The organism is Streptomyces sp. NPDC086023, assembly GCF_044540325.1.
Taxonomy (GTDB): Bacteria; Actinomycetota; Actinomycetes; order Streptomycetales; family Streptomycetaceae; genus Streptomyces.
In genome coordinates, this window is record NZ_JBITRX010000012.1 from 197,366 (window position 1) to 219,000 (window position 21,635).

Annotated in this window: 15 protein-coding genes, 1 tRNA gene and 1 pseudogene; 9 read left to right on the forward strand and 8 right to left on the reverse strand. The window is 72.5% G+C overall.

The features are described from left to right. Window positions 1-172: 172 nt before the first annotated feature. Window positions 173-1,558, forward strand: coding sequence for an NAD(P)/FAD-dependent oxidoreductase (locus tag ACIF6F_RS24105; RefSeq protein ID WP_399950002.1), 1,386 nt, complete (start codon window positions 173-175; stop codon window positions 1,556-1,558). Between the two features lie 172 nt (window positions 1,559-1,730). Further along, window positions 1,731-3,017: a class I SAM-dependent methyltransferase gene (locus ACIF6F_RS24110; protein WP_399950005.1), complete on the forward strand. Its 1,287-nt coding sequence runs from the start codon at window positions 1,731-1,733 to the stop codon at window positions 3,015-3,017. Window positions 3,018-3,169: 152 nt separating this feature from the next. On the opposite strand, the pseudogene ACIF6F_RS24115 reads toward ACIF6F_RS24110, so the two are convergent. The 3 genes and pseudogenes from ACIF6F_RS24115 to ACIF6F_RS24125 all read right to left on the reverse strand — a co-directional run. Then, a pseudogene (locus ACIF6F_RS24115) lies at window positions 3,170-4,186 on the reverse strand (PQQ-binding-like beta-propeller repeat protein); the annotation flags it as partial. 139 nt (window positions 4,187-4,325) lie between these two features. Then, window positions 4,326-6,872 (reverse strand): ABC transporter permease, encoded by a 2,547-nt coding sequence (locus ACIF6F_RS24120; RefSeq protein ID WP_399950007.1) that lies wholly within the window; start codon window positions 6,870-6,872, stop codon window positions 4,326-4,328. A gap of 56 nt (window positions 6,873-6,928) precedes the next feature. Continuing rightward, entirely contained in the window at window positions 6,929-7,690 is a 762-nt protein-coding gene (locus ACIF6F_RS24125) for an ABC transporter ATP-binding protein (protein ID WP_399950202.1), read from the reverse strand. 413 nt (window positions 7,691-8,103) lie between these two features. Here ACIF6F_RS24125 and ACIF6F_RS24130 point away from each other — a divergent pair. The 4 genes from ACIF6F_RS24130 to ACIF6F_RS24145 all read left to right on the forward strand — a co-directional run bounded on the left by ACIF6F_RS24130 (window position 8,104) and on the right by ACIF6F_RS24145 (window position 13,074). Further along, window positions 8,104-8,186 (forward strand) — tRNA-Leu (locus ACIF6F_RS24130). Window positions 8,187-8,430: 244 nt separating this feature from the next. Then, complete coding sequence (locus tag ACIF6F_RS24135) at window positions 8,431-9,600, forward strand: hypothetical protein (protein ID WP_399950010.1); 1,170 nt, start codon at window positions 8,431-8,433, stop codon at window positions 9,598-9,600. A 255-nt stretch (window positions 9,601-9,855) separates the two neighbouring features. Next, on the forward strand, window positions 9,856-12,105 hold the full coding sequence (locus ACIF6F_RS24140; RefSeq protein WP_399950013.1) for an FG-GAP repeat domain-containing protein: 2,250 nt from the start codon (window positions 9,856-9,858) through the stop codon (window positions 12,103-12,105). A gap of 117 nt (window positions 12,106-12,222) precedes the next feature. Continuing rightward, window positions 12,223-13,074, forward strand: coding sequence for a Bax inhibitor-1/YccA family protein (locus ACIF6F_RS24145; RefSeq protein WP_399950016.1), 852 nt, complete (start codon window positions 12,223-12,225; stop codon window positions 13,072-13,074). A gap of 111 nt (window positions 13,075-13,185) precedes the next feature. Here ACIF6F_RS24145 and ACIF6F_RS24150 read toward each other — a convergent pair whose 3' ends face one another. Then, window positions 13,186-13,416 carry a DUF4287 domain-containing protein gene (locus ACIF6F_RS24150; protein WP_399950019.1) on the reverse strand — a complete coding sequence of 77 codons (231 nt, stop codon included), beginning with the start codon at window positions 13,414-13,416 and terminating at the stop codon, window positions 13,186-13,188. 103 nt (window positions 13,417-13,519) lie between these two features. Here ACIF6F_RS24150 and ACIF6F_RS24155 point away from each other — a divergent pair, with 103 nt between their 5' ends. Further along, entirely contained in the window at window positions 13,520-13,840 is a 321-nt protein-coding gene (locus tag ACIF6F_RS24155; RefSeq protein WP_399950022.1) for a hypothetical protein, read from the forward strand. A gap of 85 nt (window positions 13,841-13,925) precedes the next feature. On the opposite strand, the gene ACIF6F_RS24160 is transcribed toward ACIF6F_RS24155, so the two are convergent. The 3 genes from ACIF6F_RS24160 to ACIF6F_RS24170 form a co-directional block, all read right to left on the reverse strand. Further along, window positions 13,926-14,756 carry a hypothetical protein gene (locus ACIF6F_RS24160; protein ID WP_399950205.1) on the reverse strand — a complete coding sequence of 277 codons (831 nt, stop codon included), beginning with the start codon at window positions 14,754-14,756 and terminating at the stop codon, window positions 13,926-13,928. Between the two features lie 388 nt (window positions 14,757-15,144). Further along, the gene (locus ACIF6F_RS24165; RefSeq protein ID WP_399950025.1) at window positions 15,145-16,365 is read right to left on the reverse strand and encodes an acetyl-CoA C-acetyltransferase; all 1,221 of its coding nucleotides are present in this window, start codon (window positions 16,363-16,365) and stop codon (window positions 15,145-15,147) included. Window positions 16,366-17,220: 855 nt separating this feature from the next. Next, entirely contained in the window at window positions 17,221-18,240 is a 1,020-nt protein-coding gene (locus tag ACIF6F_RS24170) for an SGNH/GDSL hydrolase family protein (RefSeq protein ID WP_399950028.1), read from the reverse strand. Window positions 18,241-18,377: 137 nt separating this feature from the next. Here ACIF6F_RS24170 and ACIF6F_RS24175 point away from each other — a divergent pair, with 137 nt between their 5' ends. Continuing rightward, entirely contained in the window at window positions 18,378-19,763 is a 1,386-nt protein-coding gene (locus ACIF6F_RS24175) for a cystathionine beta-synthase (protein ID WP_399950208.1), read from the forward strand. A gap of 403 nt (window positions 19,764-20,166) precedes the next feature. Here ACIF6F_RS24175 and ACIF6F_RS24180 read toward each other — a convergent pair whose 3' ends face one another. Further along, window positions 20,167-20,535: a hypothetical protein gene (locus ACIF6F_RS24180; RefSeq protein WP_399950031.1), complete on the reverse strand. Its 369-nt coding sequence runs from the start codon at window positions 20,533-20,535 to the stop codon at window positions 20,167-20,169. A 184-nt stretch (window positions 20,536-20,719) separates the two neighbouring features. On the opposite strand from ACIF6F_RS24180, the gene ACIF6F_RS24185 reads away from it, so the two are divergent. Further along, window positions 20,720-21,565, forward strand: coding sequence for a MurR/RpiR family transcriptional regulator (locus tag ACIF6F_RS24185; RefSeq protein ID WP_399950034.1), 846 nt, complete (start codon window positions 20,720-20,722; stop codon window positions 21,563-21,565). Window positions 21,566-21,635: the final 70 nt, after the last annotated feature.

A 21,635-nucleotide genomic window follows, 5' to 3' on the forward strand; every position in this document is an offset into this window, starting at 1 on the left:
TGGACGCCTGCGGGCCAGTTCAGCGGGGGTGTCAACGTCTCGCCGTACACCCTGGTTCCCGTATCGCGCCATGACCTCGGTCACGTGGGCCGCGCAGTGTAGCAGAGCCCTTCTCTCTCCTTGTGAAGGCCCTCACGAGCATCCCCCTAGCGGGTGCTGGATACTCGATGGCATGAGCACCACGGAGCGTCCCAGGATCCTCGTAGTAGGCGGTGGGTACGTAGGCCTGTACGCGGCTCGGCGCATTCTCAAGAAGATGCGCTACGCCGAGGCGACCGTCACGGTCGTCGACCCGCGGTCGTACATGACCTACCAGCCCTTCCTGCCCGAAGCCGCCGCCGGCAGCATCTCGCCGCGCCACGTCGTCGTCCCGCTGCGGCGCGTCGTGCGTGGGGCCGAGGTCCTCACCGGCCGCGTCACCAGCATCGACCAGGACCGCAAGGTCGCCATGGTCGCGCCGCTCGTCGGCGAGGCCTACGAGCTGCCCTTCGACTACCTCGTCGTCGCGCTCGGCGCCGTCTCCCGTACCTTCCCGATCCCCGGCCTCGCCGAGCAGGGCATCGGCATGAAGGGCGTCGAGGAGGCCATCGGCCTGCGCAACCACGTCCTCGAGCAGCTCGACAAGGCCGACTCGACCACCGATGAGAACGTCCGCCGCAAGGCGCTGACCTTCGTCTTCGTCGGCGGCGGCTTCGCCGGCGCCGAGACCATCGGCGAGGTCGAGGACATGGCCCGCGACGCCGCGAAGTACTACACCAACGTGAAGCGCGAGGACATGCGCTTCATCCTGGTCGACGCCGCGGACAAGATCCTCCCCGAGGTCGGGCCCGAGCTCGGCAAGTGGGGCAAGGAGCACCTTGAGGGCCGTGGCATCGAGATCTACCTCTCGACCTCCATGGACTCCTGCGTCGACGGCCACGTCGTGCTGAAGAACGGCCTTGAGGTCGACTCCAACACGATCGTCTGGACCGCCGGTGTGAAGCCGAACCCGGCGCTGGCCCGCTACGGCCTGCCGCTCGGCCCGCGCGGCCACGTCGACACCGCCCCGACCCTCCAGGTCCAGGGCAGCGACTACATCTGGGCCGCCGGCGACAACGCCCAGGTCCCGGACCTCGCCGCCCGCAAGGCCGGCGTCGAGAACGCCTGGTGCCCGCCGAACGCCCAGCACGCGCTGCGCCAGGCCAAGGTCCTCGGCGACAACGTGGTCTCCGGCATGCGGGGCTTCCCGCAGAAGGAGTACAGCCACGCCAACAAGGGCGCGGTCGCGGGTCTCGGCCTGCACAAGGGCGTCGCGATGATCGTCATGGGCAAGATGAAGATCAAGCTCCGCGGTCGTCTCGCCTGGTACATGCACCGTGGCTACCACGGCATGGCCGTCCCGACCTGGAACCGCAAGATCCGCGTCTTCGCCGACTGGACCCTGGCGATGTTCCTGAAGCGCGAGGTCGTCTCCCTGGGTGCCATGGAGACCCCGCGCGAGGAGTTCTACGAGGCGGCCAAGCCGGCCCCGGCGCCGGCTGCCGCCGCCGCCCCGGCCGAGAAGGCCAAGGCCTCCTAAGCACGACCCTCGAAGGGGCCGCCTGCCATCCGTGGTGCGGGCGGCCCCTTCGGCGTGCCGGGACGGCGCCGCCCGAGCGCCCTTCCGGTTCCTCCGTACGGAACCGGAAGGGCATGTTCGGCCGGCTCCGCGGGTACGCGATCCTGATGGGTAATCCCTCGGGAGGTGTGCCATGTCCGACGCCGCGCAGCGGCTGACCAAGCTCGCCGGAGTTCTTCTCGGCGCCCCCCTGCCCCTCCGGATCCGCGCCTGGGACGGCAGCGAGGCCGGCCCGCCCGACGCCCCGGTGCTCGTGGTCAGGCACCGGCGGGCCCTGCGCCGGCTGCTGTGGAAGCCGGGCGAGCTGGGACTGGCCCGCGGCTGGGTCGCCGGCGAGCTGGACGTGGACGGCGACCTCTACGAACTGCTGGACGCGCTCGCCGGACTGCTCTGGGAGCGCGAGCCGGGGCTGCGCACCGGAGCCTCGCTGCGCGACCCGAAGGTCCGCAGCGCCCTGCGCTCCCTGGCCGCGATGGCCGGGCCCTGGCCGGCGCCCGCCCCGCCGCCCGAGGAATCGGTACGCCGCGCGGGCCCCCTGCACACCAGGCGCCGCGACCAGCAGGCGATCAGTCACCACTACGACGTGGGCAACGAGTTCTACGAGCGGGTGCTCGGCCCGTCGATGGTGTACTCCTGCGCCTACTGGCGCGAGGACGGCACCCTGGAGGAGGCCCAGCACGAGAAGCTCGACCTCGTCTGCCGCAAGCTCGGCCTGCGCGAGGGCGACCGGCTCCTCGACGTCGGCTGCGGCTGGGGCTCCATGGCCCTGCACGCCGCCCGCGAGTACGGGGCCCGGGTCACCGGCGTCACCCTCTCGCGGGAACAGGCCGCGTACGCCCTCAAGAGGGTCGCCGAGGAGGGCCTGGCCGACCGGGTGGAGGTCCGGGTCCAGGACTACCGCGACGTCAGGGACGGCCCGTACGACGCGATTTCGTCGATCGGCATGGCCGAGCACGTGGGCTCCGAGCGCTACCGCGAGTACGCGCGCACGCTGTACGGACTGCTGCACCCGGGCGGGCGCCTGCTGAACCACCAGATCGCCAGGCCGCCGGAGCAGGACGAATCGGCGTACCGGATCGACGAGTTCATCGACGCGTACGTGTTCCCCGACGGCGAGCTGTCCCCGCTGGGCAGCACCGTCACCGAGCTGGAGCGCGCCGGCTTCGAGGTCCGGGACGTGGAGTCGATCCGGGAGCACTACGCCCTGACGCTGCGGGCCTGGGTGCGGAACCTGGAGGAGCACTGGGAGCGGGCCGTCCGGCTCACCTCGCCGGGCCGCGCCCGCGTCTGGCGCCTCTACATGGCCGCCTCGGCCCTCGGCTTCGAACGCAACCACCTGGGCGTCAACCAGATCCTCGCCGTCCGCACCTCACCGACCGGCGACTCGTCCTTCCCCCTCCGCACCCGCGAGTGGACCTGAGCCGGGCCGTCACCACCGCTCGAAGGCGGTGAAGGGACGGTCGCCGCCCGACCCGGCGACGATGATCCGCCCCCGGTGCTCGAAGAAGTCGGCGCCGGGCACGTCGTCGCGGAACCGGCGCTCGTCGAGTTCCTCCCCGTCCTCGCCGTCAGCGCGTACATCCGCTCGCCGACGATGGCCGTCTGGGCGGCGTCGGTCAGGTCGATCTTGTCGTCGCCGCCGCTGAAGGCGATGCCCGGCCGCGGCCGCCCGTCCTGGCCGAAGGAGATGAACGTGGCCTCGTCCAACCTCCCGGAGCGTCCGACGGCGAGTACCAGGGGGTCGGTCGACTCGATGCGCACCTTGGCGCGCAGGTCCACGGGACGCCGGGCGTCGAGGGGGACGTTCCACTTCAGCGCGCCGGTGCCGCGGTCGAAGGCCGCCATCGTCAGCTCGGCGCCGTCGGTGCTGCCGATGCCCAGCTCGTCGCCCTCTTCGCCGCCGCAGTCCAGGACGGCGAAGACCTGCTCCTTGCCGACGGAAACCAGCTCCGGGCCGCACCCGCCGGGCAGGGCCGCCGTCCAGCGGGGCTTGCCCGTACGCAGGTCGAGGGCGCGCAGGGAGGTGTGGTCGTCCTTGGCCCGTCCCATCAGCGGGGTCCGGTGGTGGTGGGCGACCACGGCGATGTCGCCGCCCGCGTCCAGGAACCCGCCGCCTCCGCCGAGCCGGCCGGTCGCGGCCTTCCGCCCGGTGGTCCACAGCTCCCGCCCGTCCTTCACGTCGAGCGCCAGGACGGTCGTGCAGCCCTTTCCCCGCGGGGCGGGTTCGGCGACTCCGCCGCCCTCCTCCCCGTACGCGACGAGCAGCACCGAAGCGTCCGCGTGGGTCGCGCTCCCGCAGATCCGGGTGCGGCCGGGCGGCACGTACTCCCAGAGCTTCCTGCCGTCCTGCCCGTCGGCGATGCCGTAGCCCGTCACGGCGTCGAACCGGCCCCGGACTGCCACGTCGCCGACGATCCACCGCTCGTTGGCGCCGTCGGCGGGCCGGTCCTTCGCGGTCGCCCAGGTCCGCACCACGGCGTCGCCCGGCAGGTAGCCGTTGTACGACAGGATCCATGCGGTGACGGACCCGATCACCGCCAGAGTGACGACCGTCGTCGTCAGCACCTTCGCGAGCCTGCTCCCCGACATCGTGCGCCCCCCGGCCGTTCGATCTTGGAACGACGGTCAGCGTAGGCCAGGGCCGCCCCGCGGTCCACGGTTACGGGGAAGGGCCCCGGCGACACGAAGTCGCCGGGGCCCTTCCCCGTGGCCCGTAACCGCCGGGCGGCTACTCCGTCTTGATGGCCGTCAGCATGTTCAGCCGCGCGGCGCTGCGCGCCGGCCACATCGCCGCCAGCACGCCGACCACACCGGCCAGGGCCAGGAAGAGCCCGATGCGGTCGAACGGCAGGACCAGCTCGTAGCCCGGCACCTGGTCGGCGAAGGTGCTGCCCACCGCCCAGGCGAGGAACACGCCCACCACGATGCCCAGGACGGCGCCGAAGAGGGAGATCACCACGGCCTCCAGGCGGATCATGTTCTTGACCCGGCTCCGGTCGAGGCCGATCGCCCGCAGCATGCCGATCTCCTGCGTCCGCTCGAAGACGGACATGGCCAGGGTGTTGACGACGCCGAGCACCGAGATGATCAGGGCCATGCCGAGCAGGCCGTACATGATGTTCAGCGCCAGGTTGACGATGCCGCCCATCTCGTTGCGCATGTCGGTCTGGGTGGCGATGGTCAGCGCCGGGTTCTTGCCGAGCGCGTCCACGACCTTCTGCTGGTTGGCGTCGGACTCGCCGCCGGTGCTCACGTACACCTCGGGGATGTACGGGTGGTCGCTGTGCGCGCTCAGCACCTTGTCGTCGATGACGAAGGGCGACAGCAGGCCCTCCATGTCCTTGTAGACGGCGCCGACCCGGAGGTCCGCCTTCTTCCCGTCGTCGAACTTCGCCTTGATCGTCGAACCGACGGACAGGCCCTGGGACTTCGCCGTCTTCTCGGCGACCGCGACCTCGCCACGGCCCAGGCTGCTCAGCGAGCCGCTGACCACGTCGATGTTGAGCAGCTCGCCGATGCCGGCCGGGTTGACGCCGGAGGCGGCGTGGAAGTCGTTGCCGAAGTAGAGCGTTCCGGCGGTCTGCTGGGAGACGGCCTTGATGCCGGGGGCCTTGGCCAGGGTCTCGGCCACGGACTTGTCGAGGTTGCCGCCGCCGGCCATGGAGACCTTGTAGTCGGCCTTGATCTTGTCCGTGCTCATCCGGTCCACGGCCTTGCCCATCGTGATGCCGATCACGGAGAGGGTGGTGACCAGGGTGAGGCCGATCGCGAGGGAGGCGGCGGTCACGGCGGTGCGGCGGGGGTTGCGTACGGCGTTCTGCGCGGCCAGCTTGCCGGGCACCCCGAACACGCGCTGCAGCAGCGGGCGTACGGCTGCGATGACCGGACGGGACAGCAGCGGCAGCAGGACGATCAGGCCGAGGAGGATCAGGAAGGCGCCGGCGCCGATGGTGTAGCGGCCGTTCTCGCCGCCGGTGGAGACGCCGAGGAAGACCAGGGCGATGCCGGCCACGCTCAGCACGATGCCGAAGATGTTGCGGACCAGCAGCGACTTGGCGGTCGACGGCAGGTGGGCGCTGCCCATCGCGGCGACCGGGGGGATCCGGCCGGTGCGCCAGGCGGGCAGCAGGGCGGAGAGGGTGGTCACGAGGACGCCGATGACCAGGGCCCAGACGATGGTGGCGGGGGCCACGACCAGCGGGCCGGCCGGGATCCTGGCGCCGAGGGAGTCCATGACGGAGCGCATGCCGACCGCGAGGCCGACGCCGCTGACCAGGCCGAAGAGGGCGGAGACCAGGCCGATCAGGGAGGCCTCGGCGAGCACGGAGCGCATCACCTGGCCGCGCTTGGCGCCGACGGCGCGCAGCAGGGCCAGCTCCTTCGTGCGCTGGGCGACCAGCATGGTGAAGGTGTTGTAGATCAGGAAGATGCCGACGAAGAGCGAGATCAGGGCGAAGACCAGCAGCATGGTGCTCATGCCGCTCATCTCGCGCTCGATGGACATGGCCTGGTCACGGGCCAGCTCGGCGCCGGTCTTGACCTCGGTGCCCTTGCCGTCGACCAGCGGCTTGACCTCGCCGAGCAGCCGGTCGGCGGAGACGCCGGGCTTGGCGGCCACGGACAGCTCGTCGTAGAAGCCGGGCTTGAGGTACAGCTTCTGGGCGACGGAGGTGTGGAACAGCACCAGGCTGCCGCCGGCGTTGACCGCGCCGTCCTCGGTGGTGAAGACGCCGGAGAGGGTGTACTCCTTCACCGGGCCGTTGGTGGCGACGCGGATCCGGTCGCCGACCTCGTACTTGCCGGTCTCGGCGCTGGCCTTGTCGAGGGCGACCTGGCCGGCGCCGGCCGGGCCGCCGCCCTCGGTGAAGTCGTAGCGGGGGTCCTTGCCGTCGCCCGCGGGGTCGAAGTTGGAGCCGCGGTTGGACCAGCCGGTGCCGATCAGCTTGCCGTTCCGGTCGCCGACGCCGGCGAAGCCGGAGACGCGTCCCGAGACGCTCGCGACGCCGTCGAGGGCCGCGACCTTGTCGAGGGTGCGCTGGCTGATGCCCGGGTCGCCCTCCAGCTTGCCGTTGTCGTCGCGGACCTGCCCGTACGAGGTGACGGAGACGGCGACGTCCTTGAAGCTCTTGGCGGACTGGCTGGAGAGCGCCTTGCCCAGGGTGTCGGTGAAGACGAGGGTGCCGGCGACGAAGGCGACGCCGAGGGTGACGGCGAGGACCGTCATCAGCAGCCTGGCCTTGTGCGCGAGGATGTTGCGCAGGGCTGTACGGAACATGGTGGAGGAGTCCAGAAGTCTCGGGGGGCTGAGGCGGATCGGGGCTGGGCAGGGCCTCAGCTGGTACGGCCCTTGGCGTCGAACGCCTTCATGCGGTCCAGTACGCCGTCGGCGCTGGGGCGGTACATCTCGTCGACGATGCGGCCGTCGGCGAGGAAGATGACGCGGTCGGCGTAGGACGCGGCGACCGGGTCGTGGGTGACCATCACGACGGTCTGGCCCAGCTCGCGCACGGAGTTGCGCAGGAAGCCCAGGACCTCGGCGCCGGAGCGGGAGTCGAGGTTTCCGGTGGGCTCGTCACCGAAGATGATCTCGGGGCGGGAGGCCAGGGCGCGGGCGACCGCGACGCGCTGCTGCTGGCCGCCGGAGAGCTGGGTGGGGCGGTGGGAGAGGCGGCCGGACAGGCCGACCATCTGGATCACGTTCTCCAGCCACTGCTTGTCGGCCTTGCGGCCGGCGATGTCCATGGGGAGCGTGATGTTCTCCAGGGCGGTGAGCGTCGGCAGCAGGTTGAACGCCTGGAAGATGAAGCCGATCTTGTCCCGGCGGAGCTGGGTGAGCTGCTTGTCCTTCAGCGAGCCCAGCTCGGTGTCGCCGATGCGCACCGAGCCGCTGGTGAAGGTGTCCAGGCCCGCGACGCAGTGCATCAGCGTGGACTTGCCGGAGCCCGAGGGGCCCATGATCGCGGTGAACTGGCCGCGCCCGAACTCCACGGAGACCCGGTCCAGGGCGACCACCTGGGTCTCGCCCTGCCCGTAGACCTTCGACAGTTCCGTGGCGCGGGCGGCCACGGCGGTGGTCTGGGGGGCGAGGTTCATGGTGGTCACGAGGTGCTCCAGTCGGGGCTCGGTACGCGGTCTGCGGGACCTTTCCATCGTCACCGGGGAAAGCGCGCGGGGGATCAGCCGCCAAGCTCGTTCCGGGGTCCACCGGAGTCTTACCGGGATGGGCGCCGGGTCCTCCTTTGGTATGACGGCGGAAGCGGTCCGTCCCCCTCGCGGCGGTCCGCCCCGGGGGGTGGCCCGGGGTGGCGCGGTGCCGTCGAAATCCCGTCATTCCGATCGCGGGCGGGGGCCGGGCGCGCATGGTCCGGACCGTGCGTTCTCACGCCTGACGGTCCCTCAAGCGTCAATAAAATCAGACAACATCGGGATGATCTTCGCCTGAAGGGAGGACTGTTCCGGTTAGGCTCACCACTGCGTTCAAGGCTTTTCGCGGAGCCCGACGTCTTGCCCGGATGGTGGAATGCAGACACGGCGAGCTTAAACCTCGCTGGCCTACGCGGCCGTGCCGGTTCAAGTCCGGCTCCGGGCACTCACCTTCGCGTCCCCGCCGGCCGTGCCGGCGGTTCCGGGCCCCCGGGGCGCGGGGGTGGCGTCGGATTCCGCTTCCCGGCGCGAACCGGGGCGCGCCCCGGTTTTCGCGCCGGCTCCCGCCGGTTTCCCCCTCCGTCGCGTACCACCCCCGCGCCCCGTCGCGAGTCCGTACACCCGACCGTGTACCACCACTCAGTAACCGGGGGATCCCCTTGTCCCATCACCGCGCATCCAGACGGCTGTTGGCCACCGCCGTGGCCGTCGGACTCGCTGCGGCCGCCGCACCGCCGGCGGCCCTGCCGGCCTTCGCGGCGCCGGCGGCCGTGCCCTCCTCGGGCTCGACGGGCTCCGGAGTCGCTGCCGAGGCAGACCTGCCGAAGATCGCCTCCCGCTCCCATGTCGTCAGCGCGGGCCCGACCGGCTTCCTGAGCATCGAGCCGTCCTACGACGTCTACTGGAACGGCTACTCGGGCGGGCAGCCCGTCAAGGTGGCCCAGGACGGCAGCCAGTCCGCCCATCACCAGTACCACGGCGCCCTCTCCGACACAGTGGCCACGGGCGACAACCCGTGGACCGGCATGTCCAAGACCGTGACGCTGAAGGACATGGCCACCGGCACCGCCGCCGAGCCGCTGAGGCTCGGCACCCACGGCCTCGACCAGTACCTGGGCACCGTGGGCTCCCTGCTGGTGGCCCGCAGGAACATCGGCGTCCAGGCCCAGGAGGTGCACCTGGTGGAGCCCGGCTCGGGCGCCGGCGCGCGCTCCGACCGCACGGTCACCGGACTGCCCGCCGGCGCGTGGGGGATCAGTCTGGAGAGCGTCGCCCCGGGCGCCGCGCTCTTCGAGTACCGCCTGGGCGACGGGCCGGCCACGCGCTACCACTACGCGGTGGTCGACCTGGGCGACGCGGCGGTCACGCACACCTTCGAACGCGTCGGCTTCTACCCCTCGCCCGGGGGCACGGCCCTGTCGGCCACCCACGCCGTCTGGGTCGAGGACGGGACCTCGGAGGCGGCGACCACCCTGGCGGTCGCCGCCCGCGGTTCCGGCAAGGTGGAGCGGATCCAGGTGCCGAGGCTCTGGAGCGCGGGGATCGCCCTGGCCGGCGACACGGTGGTCTACGGCTCTCGCGTGGACCTGGAGCACGGCGGTGAGCCGAGCGACCTCGCGATCAAGGCCATGCCAATGACCGGCGGCGCCTCCCGCACCGTGCTCGACCACGCCACCTCCTTCACCCCGGCCCCCGACGGCTCGGTGCTCGCCATGGGCGGCACCCTCGCGGGCGGCGAGGGTGTCTACCGCATCTCCCCGGCCGCGCCCGGCGCGCCCACGGTGACCAAGGTGGCCACCACGGGCGAACCGACCGGCACGGCCGTCCTCTTCTCCCCGCCGTACAACGCGGTCGCCTGACCGCCGCCGCGGACGCGCGCCCGGGCGACCACCGCCGGGGCGCGCGTCCCGGCTGCCGCCACCACGCTCGCGCGGGGCGGGAATCCGCTGGTCGAGGGCCCCGGTGCCGTGGTTATGATCCGCCTGGATCGAACAAAGGGGGGCCGGCTCGATCTGTTCGCCTTCTCCGTTTCCCCGTGCTTCCGCCGCGCGGCACTACCCGGCAGCGGACCTCCGCGCCCTCCTGCCGTGTACCGCCGTTCCCCTGGAGGGCCGATGCCCCGCCGACTTTCCCGCCCGTTGCTCGCGACCGCCGTCGCCGCGGCCCTGGCGGCGACCGGGGCGCCGTTCGCGGCCGTGCCGGTCGCCGCGGCGTCCTCGGCGGCCGGTTCCGAGACGACGGCTGTGGTGAAGCTGGCGCCGGGCTCGGTGGTTCTCAGCGCGGGCACGACGGGCTTCCTTTCAGTCGACCGCCAGGAGAACCTCGTCTGGACGCGGTATGCGGACGGTGCGGCCACCAGGGTCGGGACGACCGAGTACGACTGGGGTGCGGCACCGAAGACCTACGGCGGTGCCTCTGACGTCGTGGCCGTGCCCGACAACCCGTACACGCACATCGCGACCTCCGTCACGCTGCGGGACATGGCCGCCGGCACCTCCGACGTGATCGAGTTCCCCAAGGCGCCGCGGGGCAGCCGGGAGTACATGTACGCCGGTGCGGTCGGCCGGGTCGTCGTGGCCTGGAAGCAGTTCGGTACCGAGGCCCCGGAAATGCGTCTGCTGAGCACAGCCAACGGGGTCCTGACGGAGCGCAGGGTGGCACTGCCCGCCGGCGCCCGTGCGCGGGGCGGCGTACGCCCGCTCGGAGCCGGCCGCGCGTACATGGACTACGACCTCCGGACCTCCACGGGCACGGAATCGACCTACACCGCGGTCGTCGACGTCACGACGGGCCGCGTGGAGAAGTCCGTCCGGAAGACGGGGGACGAGCAGCACCTCGCCGCGTCAGACGGGCACATCGCGGTGGCGGCGGTCGACTACGAGGACAGGGAGGGCACCCTGCGGGTCTGGGACCGGGCAGCCGCCCGGTGGACCGCGCTCGAGCCGCCGAACGTCGGCAGCCAGGTCGTCGCCGTCACCGGCGGAGCGGTCGTCTACGGCGCCGATGCCCCGCTGAGCGGCGGCGACGAGTGGAGCGGGGACTGCGCCTTGAGGGCGTTCCCGGTCAAGGGCGGCGCCGGCCACAAGGTGCTCGACCACGCCACCTCCCTCATCCCCGCCCCGGACGGCTCCGTCCTGGCGCTGGGCGGAACCCTGGCCCAGGGAGAGGGCGTCTACCGGATCACCGCCGCGGCCGACGGCACGCCCACGGTGCGGCTGGTGGCGAGCACGGGCGAGCCGACGAAGATCACCCTGCTCGACTCGGAGGTGCCCCCGGTCGCCGACATCGACCGCGAGGCGTGGCGCCCGCGCTGGTACCTCTCGCGCTGGCGGGGCACCCAGATCGGCGTGACGATCCGGCACGTCGCCACGGGCGCCGAAGCCTTCCTCGGCCCCGACACCAATTACCCCAACGGCGCGAACTGGATCGAGTGGAACTGGGACGGACTGCTCCAAGCGGGCGGGCAGGGACTGTCCGCCCCCGCCGGGGACTACACGTGGTGGGTTCGCAGCACCCCGCAGAACGGGATCGGCCCCGCGCTCTCCGTCGGCGGGACGTTCAAGGTGGTCCGCAAGCCCGGCCCGCACGACTACACCGACAACGCCTCGCCGGACCTGCTCGCCAGGGACGCCGGCGGCCGTCTGTGGCGTGAGGACACCTGGTACGGCCGCCAGTACGCCGACTTCGGCTCCCGGCCCCGGAAGTACATCGGCTCCGGCTGGCAGACGTACAACAGGATCGCGGCGGCCGGGAACCTCGGTGGCCGGAAGACCGGCGACCTCGTGGCCCGTGACGGCTCCGGTGTGCTCTGGCTGTACCTGGGCAACGGCGACGGCACCTTCTCCAGCCGTGTGCGGATCAGCTCCGGCTGGGGCGGCTACACGCAGCTCACCGGCGGCGGGGACGTCACCGGCGACGGCCGGGCCGACCTCCTGGCCCGCGACGGCTCCGGCACCCTCTGGCTGCACCGGGGCACCGGCGACTGGAAGGCGCCGTTCGCCTCCCGCAGGAAGGTGGGCACAGGCTGGAACGCGTACAACCAGCTGACCTCGGTCGGCAACGTCGCCGGTGCCTCCGCGGGCGACCTGGTGGCGCGCGACAAGGACGGCGTGCTCTGGCTGTACCTCGGCAAGGGCGACGGCACCTTCGCCTCGCGCGTGAAGGTCGGTGCGGGGTGGAGTGCGTACGCGACCCTCGTGCCTCTCGGCGACGTCAACGCCGACGGGAAGGCCGACGTGATGGCCCGAACCCCGGGTGCGAGCGGCGGCTACGTCTACCGGGGAACAGGTGACTGGCGGGCGCCGTTCACCCCTCGGAAGGCGACCTGGGTCCTGATGCACGAGGGTTACAACACCGTGCTCTGACCGAAATCCGCCCCCCACTGCTGGCAGGAAAAGATCCTCCCTGAGCAGTAGGGTGGATTCTTTGCTAACGCATTACTCTTGACGCAAGGCCGCGCTCGGTGGCCATGGAGGAGTGAGATGAGGAGCAGCAACCCGGTCTTCTCGCGACGGGGGTTCAGCCGCGACAACGGCTACGCGGGCTTTGACGCGCAGCAGGTGCAGGCCGGGACCGCGACCAACCCGTACGCGACCAACCCCTATGCCGCGGACCCGCAGACGGGGCTGCCGCAGGCGCCCGCGCGCGGCAGCGTGATGACCATCGACGACGTCGTGAGCCGTACGGCCATGACGCTCGGCACGGTCATCCTGACCGCCGTCCTGTCCTGGGTCCTGCTGCCGGTCGACCCGGCGAACATCAACAAGTCGTACGGCATCGCCGTGGTCGCCGCCCTCGTCGCGTTCGTCCTCGCGATGGTGCAGTCCTTCAAGCGCAAGCCGTCGCCCGCGCTGATCCTGGGCTACGCCGCGTTCGAGGGCGTGTTCCTCGGCGTCATCAGCGCCGCGACCAGCACGTACATCTCCTCCGGCGTGGTCATCCAGGCCGTGCTCGGCACCATGTGCGTGTTCGCGGCCGTGCTCTTCGCGTACAAGATGCGCTGGATCCGCGTGACCCGCCGCTTCTACGGCTTCGTGATGGCCGCCGCGCTGGGCTTCGTCCTGCTGATGGTCGCCAACTCGCTGTTCATGCTCTTCGGCGGCGGTGACGGCCTCGGCTTCCGTTCCGGTGGCCTCGGCATCGTCTTCGGCATCGTCGGCGTCCTCCTGGGTGCCGCGTTCCTGGCCCTGGACTTCAAGCAGGTCGAGGACGGTGTGACCTACGGCGCCCCGCGCGAGGAGTCCTGGCTGGCCGCCTTCGGCCTCACCATGACCCTGGTGTGGATCTACCTGGAGCTGCTGCGGCTGTTCCAGATCCTCTCCGGCGACGACTAGTCCCGGGACCGGTCCGGTGGACCGGCGCATACGGGAAGCCCCCCGCGAGCACTGCTCGCGGGGGGCTTCCCGTATGTGAGGGGGTGGGTGGGACTGAGGGAGTCCTTTCGGCTAGCCCAGCTTCCGGGCGGCCCGGCGCAGGTCGTACTCGTGGATGATCGCCTTCGCCTGGCCGTACGACAGCGGGTGCTGACCGCGGAGCCAGTCGACCTTCTCCTCGAAGCGTACGAGTGAGGGGCCTTCGTCGACGGCGCGGAGCCAGTCGGAGAGATCACGACCGGTTGCCTCGGGGATACGGGAGAGCATGTTCCGGTGGGTTTCCTCGGAGAACTCTTGGGACATGGGCGCCTCCGGACGCATGGGACGTGCCTGGTTCTCTTCACGCCACGGTGCCCGAGCATTCGGCTGTTGGCAACACTGCCGGGCGGCCGCGTAGGGTCGCCGCGTGCTCGATACCTCACCTCTGACCACTGCCGTGGAACGTTTCGCCGACCGGCTCAGGGCCGCCCCGCAGAGCCGCCTCCAGCGCGGCGCGGCCGCCGAGGGACTGGCCGTGGCCAGGCAACTGGCCGCCCGTGCGCTGGAGCTGGAGGGGCTGGAGCCGCGCGAGCTGCCCGACGCCGGGATCTTCGTGGTGGGCGATCAGCTGTCCGTGGCGGGGCGGGATCTGGCCGAGGCGCTGCGCACAGCGGAAACGGCCCCGTCCATGGTGCTGGACGAGGCCGTTCGGCTGGTCGTGGAGGCGGAGGCGCGGGCCCTGGGGTGACCGCCCGGGGCGGCCGCCGGCCCGGGCGCTCCGCCCGGGGTGCCGCTCGCCGCTCGCCGCTGTGGCGGCGGCGCCGGCGCCGCCGCTACAGCGAGGCGATGACGCGGTCCGCCAGGATGTAGACGTTGTCCTCCGGGTTCTCGGCGTCGCCGCCGCACGAGAACGTCAGGGCGTACGCGCCGGAGATGCCGGACCCGCCCAGCAGCACCGGAGCCGTGCCCGAGCGCAGCGCCTCGGCGAGCCGCTCCGCCGTCTCCCGGTGGCCCGGGGTCATGCAGAGCGTGGTGCCGTCGGTGAACACGTACACGTCGAGCGTGCCCAGCGGGCCGGGGCGGACGTCCGCGAGCGCGGTACGGGCCTCCGCGAGCTCCTCAAGGCGGCTGACGGTGCGCTCGTGGTCGGCGCCCGGCGTGGCCTGGACCGGTACGAAGTCGGGGTGCGAGGGGTGCCGGCGGCGGGCCGCGGCCAGCTCGGGCGAGTCCTCGGGGTACTCGGGGTCGGCCGGCTCGTCCAGCAGCGGCTCCAGGCCCACCAGGTCCGCCTGACGGGGCAGGAAGACCGGGCCGTCCTCGCCCAGTCCGGGGAGCCCGCCCAGCAGCGACGCGGAGGCGTCACCGGCGAAGCGCGGCGCGGCGTCCGCGGCGTCACGGGCCTCCTGCGCGGCCCAGAAGGCGCGCGCCTCGGCCAGCTCGCGCTCGCGCTCCTCGGCCAGGGCCTCGGCGACGGCGGCTCGTATTTCGGCGGCCGGGCTGTCGGCGGCGGCGCGGGCGTGCGGGACGGTCGTGCCGCGCGGGTGCGGGGCCGCGAGCTCGCTGCGGAGGGCGGTGACCTGCTTGCGCAGACCGTGGACGGCGTGCAGCGCAGCAGCGCCCACGGCCGTGGCAGCGGCCGTGGTCAGCAGCAGGGCAAGAGACATGGCGCTCACTGACTAACTCCTGATGTGTTCCGATCCCCCGACTTCCTACATCAGCTTGTATCGACCTGGGAATGGCGTGCAGTGCATTACGTCACGAAATGGACAGGTCTTTCGTCACAGTCGAAGGGCCTGGACAGGGGCTGACCTGCGTAAATGCCAAACCCCCAGGACGTAGGTCACATCCTGGGGGAAATTCGGTCACAGGTCGGCCGCGACGCGGTTGGCGCGCGTGGCCCGCGGGGGACGCGCGAGGCCTCCCCGACCGGGCGTGGCCTGGGCGGGAAGGCTCTCGGGGTGCCGGGCGCGGAAGGTCACCCGTAGCCGGGCGGCAACGCAGCGCGACGAGGGGCGAAGGCGCGTGGAGGACGTCGTCCCCGCCCCGGGGGCGTCAGCTCAGGCGCTCGATGACCATCGCCATGCCCTGGCCGCCGCCGACGCACATGGTCTCCAGGCCGAACTGCTTGTCGTGGAACTGGAGGCTGTTGATCAGCGTGCCGGTGAGGCGGGCGCCGGTCATGCCGAAGGGGTGGCCCACGGCGATGGCGCCGCCGTTGACGTTCAGCTTGTCGATGTCGATGCCGAGGTCCCGGTACGACGGGATGACCTGGGCGGCGAAGGCCTCGTTGATCTCGACCAGGTCGATGTCGCCGATGGTCAGGCCGGCGCGCTTCAGCGCCTGCTTCGAGGCCTCGACCGGGCCCAGGCCCATGATCTCGGGGGAGAGGCCCGAGACGCCGGTGGAGACGATGCGGGCCAGCGGGGTCAGGCCCAGCTCGCGCGCCTTGGTGTCGCTCATGACGACCAGCGCCGCGGCGCCGTCGTTCAGCGGGCAGCAGTTGCCGGCGGTGACCAGGCCGTCGGGGCGGAACACCGGCTTCAGGCCCTGCACGCCCTCCAGCGTGACGCCGGCGCGCGGGCCGTCGTCCGTGCTGACGACCGTGCCGTCGGGGAGGGTCACCGGGGTGATCTCGCGCTCCCAGAAGCCCTTCTTGATGGCTTCCTCGGCGAGGTTCTGCGAGCGGACGCCGAACTCGTCCATGTCCTGGCGGGTCACGCCCTTCAGGCGGGCCAGGTTCTCGGCGGTCTGGCCCATGGCGATGTACGCGTCGGGGATCAGGCCGTCCTCGCGCGGGTCGTGCCAGTCGCTGCCCTCGCTCTGCGCGACGGCCTTCGTACGGGCCTCCGCCTCGGCGAAGAGCGGGTTGTGCGTGTCGGGCAGGCCGTCCGAGGAGCCCTTCACCGAGCGGGAGACCATCTCGACGCCGGCCGAGATGAACACGTCGCCCTCGCCCGCCTTGATGGCGTGCAGCGCCATGCGGGAGGTCTGGAGGGAGGACGAGCAGTACCGGGTGATGGTGCAGCCGGGCAGGTGGTCCATGCCCATCTGCACCGCGACGATGCGGCCGAGGTTGTGGCCCTGCTCGCCGCCGGGGAGGCCGCAGCCGAGCATCAGGTCGTCGATGTCGCGCGGGTCCAGCTCGGGGATCTTCGCGAGGGCGGCCTGGACGATGGTCGCGGTGAGGTCATCCGGACGGAGGTCCTTCAGCGACCCCTTGAAGGCGCGGCCGATCGGTGAGCGGGCTGCGGAAACAATGACGGCTTCGGGCATCACGGCTCCAGGGGAGGCGGTACGGAAAAGGGCAGGACCGCAGGTGAAGTTACCGGTCCGTACGGTCGAGGTCACCGCCTGACGCGTGTGACGAGTGCCGCATCCCTCCCGGGGGTCCCTCACCCCGCCCCACCGCAGCCATCGCCCCGGGCGGCGCTGGGGTCGGCCCCGCAGGGCGGCCCCAGCGGCGCCCGTGGCCCCCGTACGCGGCCTCAGCGGGCGAGAGGGGCTCCCCTGGCCCTGGGGCGGCTCCTGGGGGCGTGTGGGGCCCCTGGGGGCTTCGCCCCCCTCGGGGCCCGCCGGAGGTGTCACCCGCACACGGGCCGGCCGGTGACCGGCAAGGAGGCCGCCCTGGCGCAGGCGCAGGCCCCGGCACCAGGCAGGGCCGGGGTCGGAGCCGGGACAGGCGCCTCCCCGCGTAGCCCTAACCCCGCAGGGGGTAGGGCCCCCTCGTCCTGTAGCCGGGCCGACAGCCTCCCCTGCGGTACGGGCCGGCAGCCTCGCCGACGGCCGCGGGCCCGCCCCGGCACGGTCCGCGCACCGCCCGGCACGGGCCGACAGCTGGCCCCTGGTACGGGCCGGCAGCCTCGCTCCTGGCACGGGCACCGCGCTCCCAACTTCCCCGGCACTGGGCCCCCACTCCCGCCCCCGGCACGGGAATGGCACCCCGCCCGGCGCCGGCCGCCACCCCCGCCCCCGGCACGGGCGGGAGCGGCACCGGCAGGTCCGCGGGCAGCCCCCGCACGGGCCCGGGCGCGACCGGCAGGTCCGCGAGCGGCACCCGCACGGGCCGGAGCGGTACCCGCACGGGCCGCGGGCGGTGCCGGGGGGCGGTGGTGGGCCCGCCCCGCAGGGTTACGGCTGGGCCGGGTTCTGGGCCGCCGCCGCCGTGACCTCGGCCGGTTCCAGCGAAGCGACGCGCCGACGGCGCCGGTGCTTCAGCAGGGCCCAGGGCGCGCGGGCCGCCGTGACCTCCGTACCGGCGACGGCCACCGCTGCGGACGCCGCCTTGGCCACCGGCAGCATGTCCTCGTTCCGCGTCGTGTCCAGCCGGTCCGACTCCGGCCACAGGCCCAGCGACGCGCACAGCGTCGGCAGCACGGCCATCGCCGCCGTGGCGTACCCCTCCGCCGACGGGTGGTACGCGTCCGGCCCGAACAGCTCCCGCGGGTTCGCCGCGAACTCCGGCCCCAGCAGGTCGCCCAGCGACACCGTCCGCCCGCCCTGCTCGACCACCCCTATGGTCTGCGCGGCGGCCAGCTGCCGCGAGACGCGCCGGGCCACCCACCGCAGCGGCTGGTACACCGGCTCGATGGTCCCCAGGTCGGGGCACGTGCCCACGACGACCTCGGCCCCCGCCGCCCGCAGCTTGCGCACCGCCGTGGTGAGCAGCCGCACAGACTGGGTCGGAGGCATCCGCCGGGTGACGTCGTTCGCGCCGATCATGATCACGCAGACGTCCGGCACGTACGTCGACGGGTCCGCCAGCAGCGCACCCACCTGCCGGTCCAGGTCGTCCGACATGGCACCCGACAGCGCCACGTTCCGCAGCTCCACCGGCCGCTCCGCCACCGCCGCCAGCCCGGAGGCCAGCAGCGCCGCCGGGGTCTGCCCGGCCCGGTGGACGCCCAGTCCGGCCGCGGTCGAGTCGCCCAGCATGGCCAGCCTCAGCGGCCGCGCGTCCGGGCCGCCGAACTCCGAGCCGTACCGGCCGTCCGCCCGCGGCGGATCCGGCTGCCCGGTCCCGACCACACGCTTCGCCAGCTGCACCTCGGCCAGCACCAGCCCCACGGCTGCCGCCCCGAGCAGACCGATGCCGCCACCGCCGTAAGCGGCGCCCGCCGCGATGCGGCGCGCCGTCCTCGCTCTCGACACCCTTCCGGCCACCTCCTCGTCGCGACCCGGCCGTACATGCCTGTACCTGCCCCGTACCGCCGGTCTGCCAATCGCTTTCGGCTTACTCTGACGGTGCCTCCCGGAGAACCCGTGGAGTCCCCTCCCTGGAGAACATGGTGCAATTCCACGACTCGATGATCAGCCTCGTCGGCAACACCCCGCTGGTGAAGCTCAACCACGTGACCGAAGGCATTCAGGCGACGGTTCTGGCCAAGGTCGAGTACTTCAACCCTGGCGGGTCCGTGAAGGACCGCATCGCCGTCCGCATGATCGAGGCCGCCGAGCAGAGCGGCGCGCTGAAGCCCGGCGGCACGATCGTCGAGCCCACGAGCGGCAACACGGGGGTCGGACTCGCCATCGTGGCCCAGCAGAAGGGCTACAAGTGCATCTTCGTCTGCCCTGACAAGGTGTCCACGGACAAGATCAACGTGATGCGCGCGTACGGCGCGGAGGTCGTGGTCTGCCCGACCGCCGTCGACCCGGAGCACCCGGACTCGTACTACAACGTGTCCGACCGCCTCGCCCGCGAGCCCGGCGCCTGGAAGCCCGACCAGTACAGCAACCCGAACAACCCCCGTTCGCACTACGAGACCACCGGTCCCGAGCTGTGGGAGCAGACGGAGGGGAAGATCACCCACTTCGTCGCGGGCGTGGGCACCGGCGGCACCATCTCCGGCACCGGCAACTACCTCAAGGAGGTGTCGGGCGGCACGGTCAAGGTCATCGGCGCCGACCCCGAGGGCTCGGTGTACTCCGGCGGCTCCGGCCGTCCGTACCTGGTCGAGGGCGTCGGCGAGGACTTCTGGCCGACCGCCTACGACCCGAACGTCACGGACGAGATCATCGCGGTGTCCGACAAGGACTCCTTCCAGATGACGCGCCGCCTCGCCAAGGAGGAGGGCCTGCTCGTCGGCGGCTCCTGCGGCATGGCCGTGGTGGCCGCGCTGCGCGTCGCCAAGGACCTCGGGCCGGACGACGTGGTCGTCGTACTGCTCCCGGACAGCGGCAGGGGCTACCTGAGCAAGATCTTCTCGGACGAGTGGATGGCCGGTCACGGCTTCCTGGAGGAGGCCGGCCCGGCGGCCCGCATCGGCGACGTCCTGGCCGACAAGGAGGGCGGCAGCATGCCGTCCCTGGTGCACATGCACCCCGAGGAGACCGTCGGCGAGGCCATCGAGGTGCTGCGCGAGTACGGCGTCTCGCAGATGCCCGTGGTGAAGCCGGGCGCCGGCCACCCGGACGTGATGGCCGCCGAGGTCATCGGCTCGGTCGTCGAGAAGGAGCTGCTGTCGGCGCTCTTCGCGCAGCGGGCCGCCCTGTCCGACCCGCTGGAGAAGCACATGAGCGCGCCGCTGCCGCAGGTCGGCTCCGGCGAGCCGGTGTCCGACCTGATGGCCGCGCTGGGCGAGGCGGACGCCGCGATCGTGCTGGTCGAGGGCAAGCCGACCGGTGTGGTCAGCCGCCAGGACCTGCTGGCCTTCCTGGCCAAGGGCGCGAAGTAGGGCTCAGGCCCGCCGCTGCCCCGCCACGCGCCGGGCGGGCGGCGGGCCAGACCGCGGACCGGACGACGGACCGGACGACGGACCGGACGGCGGCCTTCGCGAAACCGGTACGAGCGCGACACGTGACGGCAGCACCGGCTTAACACGGCTCCGGCACAGTGGTCTTCGTCGGCAGGGCCCGGGAGGGACCGGCCGGCACACCAACGGCGCCAGGAACCTCCGGAGCGGCTCCCGGACCTCCAGGCAGCCTCGGACGCGGCACCGGCCCTGACCCGGAGCCCGTGTCCTCCGCGGGGACCGCCGTCGTCCCGCCCCCCGGGCCCGCCCCGGGGGTGCGGCGGTCCCCGCGCCAGCCCACCGGCGCGGCCCGCGCCCGCCGCATCCGCCCGCTTCCCCCTGCGGATCAGTCCTGCGCGTCGCGGCGCCAGGACTTCGCGGCCGCGCAGAAGTTCACGCCGAGGATGCCGCCCCAGGCCACCAGCAGGCCCCCGATGCCCGCGTTGGCGACGCCGATCGCCGACAACGGGACCGCCAGGACCAGACTGAGCGCCGCAAAGCCGTACCGCGCGCCGAATCCCCGCAGGTCGGGGCCCTGGTCCGTGCCGCGCGCGGCCGCGACGCGCTGCTCGGCCAGCCGGCGCGTGAGCTGTACGTCGACCTTGTCCAGGAACGACTCGACCAGCGCGGGCTCGTACTCCGGACCGAGGTCGCGGCGGGTCTGGAGCGTCGCCTCCAGATCCTTCTTCAGCACGTCCTTCTCCACCGCGTCCATGACGACCGTCCTCCTCCAGGTGCCCGGGCGGCCCCGGGTCTCCGGGTGCCCACGCCCGCCACGGTAGGAAAGACCGCATTCCGGGTCACTGGGGCCAGCACCCGTATCCGTCCTTCGGTCGCCGCTTGCCGTGCTGCATAGATGCATGCACAGTGCAGGGTGACTGAATGGATCGGAGGGGCGGATGAGTGACAGCCCGGCAGCGCGGCTGCAGAAGCTGTTCGAGGGGCACCGCCTGACGCCGACGCAGCGGCGGATCGCCCACTGCATGGTGCGCGGTGCCGCCGACGTGCCCTTCCTGTCGAGCGTGGAGCTCGCGGAGCTGGCCGGCGTCAGCCAGCCCTCGGTGACCCGGTTCGCTGTGGCGCTGGGCTTCGACGGCTATCCCGCGCTCCGGCGCTACCTCCGCGAGGTGGCCCCGGCCGCGGCACCGCCCGAGGCCGGCGCGGAGGACTCGTACAACTCCTACCAGCAGGCCGTGCAGGCCGAGATCGACAACCTCCGGCACCTCTCGGCGATGCTGGCCGACCCGGCGCCGGTCGAGGAGGCCGGACGCCTGCTGGCCGCGTCCCGCCCGCTGCCGGTGCTCGGCCTGCGGGCCGCCTCGTCGCAGGCGCGGGGCTTCGCGTACTTCGCGGCCAAGGTCCACCCGGACGTACGACTGCTCGACGAGGGCGGCTCGATGCTGGCCGACCGGATCGACGCGTGCGCGCAGGCCGGCGCCTCGGCCCTGCTGTGCTTCGCGCTGCCGCGCCACCCGCGGGAGGTCGTCGAGGCCCTGGAGCACGCACGGGAGGCAGGCCTGACCGTGGTCACGGTCGCGGACTCGGCCTTCGCACCGGTGGCCCGCGTCTCGGACCTGCTCATCCCGGCCGCGGTGGGCACCGGCCTGGCCTTCGACACGGCGTGCTCGCCGATGCTGCTGGGCCGGGTGCTGCTGGAGGCGATGGCCGACGCCCTCCCGGACGCGCAGGCCCGCCTGGAGGAGTTCGACGCGAAGGCGGCGGCCAGGGGCCTGTTCGTGGACTAGGGATGCGGCCTGATGGTGCGGGCCGTGCCCGGCCTGGCCGCCAGGCCAGGAACGGCCCGCACCACCTCAC

What these genes read in the sequence shown, in the direction of transcription:
- ACIF6F_RS24105 (WP_399950002.1), top strand. Translation starts at nt 173, where the DNA reads ATGAGCACCACGGAGCGTCCCAGGATCCTCGTAGTAGGCGGTGGGTAC.
- ACIF6F_RS24110 (WP_399950005.1), top strand. Translation starts at nt 1,731, where the DNA reads ATGTCCGACGCCGCGCAGCGGCTGACCAAGCTCGCCGGAGTTCTTCTC.
- ACIF6F_RS24120 (WP_399950007.1), bottom strand. Translation starts at nt 6,872, where the DNA reads ATGTTCCGTACAGCCCTGCGCAACATCCTCGCGCACAAGGCCAGGCTG.
- ACIF6F_RS24125 (WP_399950202.1), bottom strand. Translation starts at nt 7,690, where the DNA reads ATGAACCTCGCCCCCCAGACCACCGCCGTGGCCGCCCGCGCCACGGAA.
- ACIF6F_RS24140 (WP_399950013.1), top strand. Translation starts at nt 9,856, where the DNA reads ATGCCCCGCCGACTTTCCCGCCCGTTGCTCGCGACCGCCGTCGCCGCG.
- ACIF6F_RS24145 (WP_399950016.1), top strand. Translation starts at nt 12,223, where the DNA reads ATGAGGAGCAGCAACCCGGTCTTCTCGCGACGGGGGTTCAGCCGCGAC.
- ACIF6F_RS24150 (WP_399950019.1), bottom strand. Translation starts at nt 13,416, where the DNA reads ATGTCCCAAGAGTTCTCCGAGGAAACCCACCGGAACATGCTCTCCCGT.
- ACIF6F_RS24160 (WP_399950205.1), bottom strand. Translation starts at nt 14,756, where the DNA reads ATGTCTCTTGCCCTGCTGCTGACCACGGCCGCTGCCACGGCCGTGGGC.
- ACIF6F_RS24165 (WP_399950025.1), bottom strand. Translation starts at nt 16,365, where the DNA reads ATGCCCGAAGCCGTCATTGTTTCCGCAGCCCGCTCACCGATCGGCCGC.
- ACIF6F_RS24180 (WP_399950031.1), bottom strand. Translation starts at nt 20,535, where the DNA reads ATGGACGCGGTGGAGAAGGACGTGCTGAAGAAGGATCTGGAGGCGACG.
- ACIF6F_RS24185 (WP_399950034.1), top strand. Translation starts at nt 20,720, where the DNA reads ATGAGTGACAGCCCGGCAGCGCGGCTGCAGAAGCTGTTCGAGGGGCAC.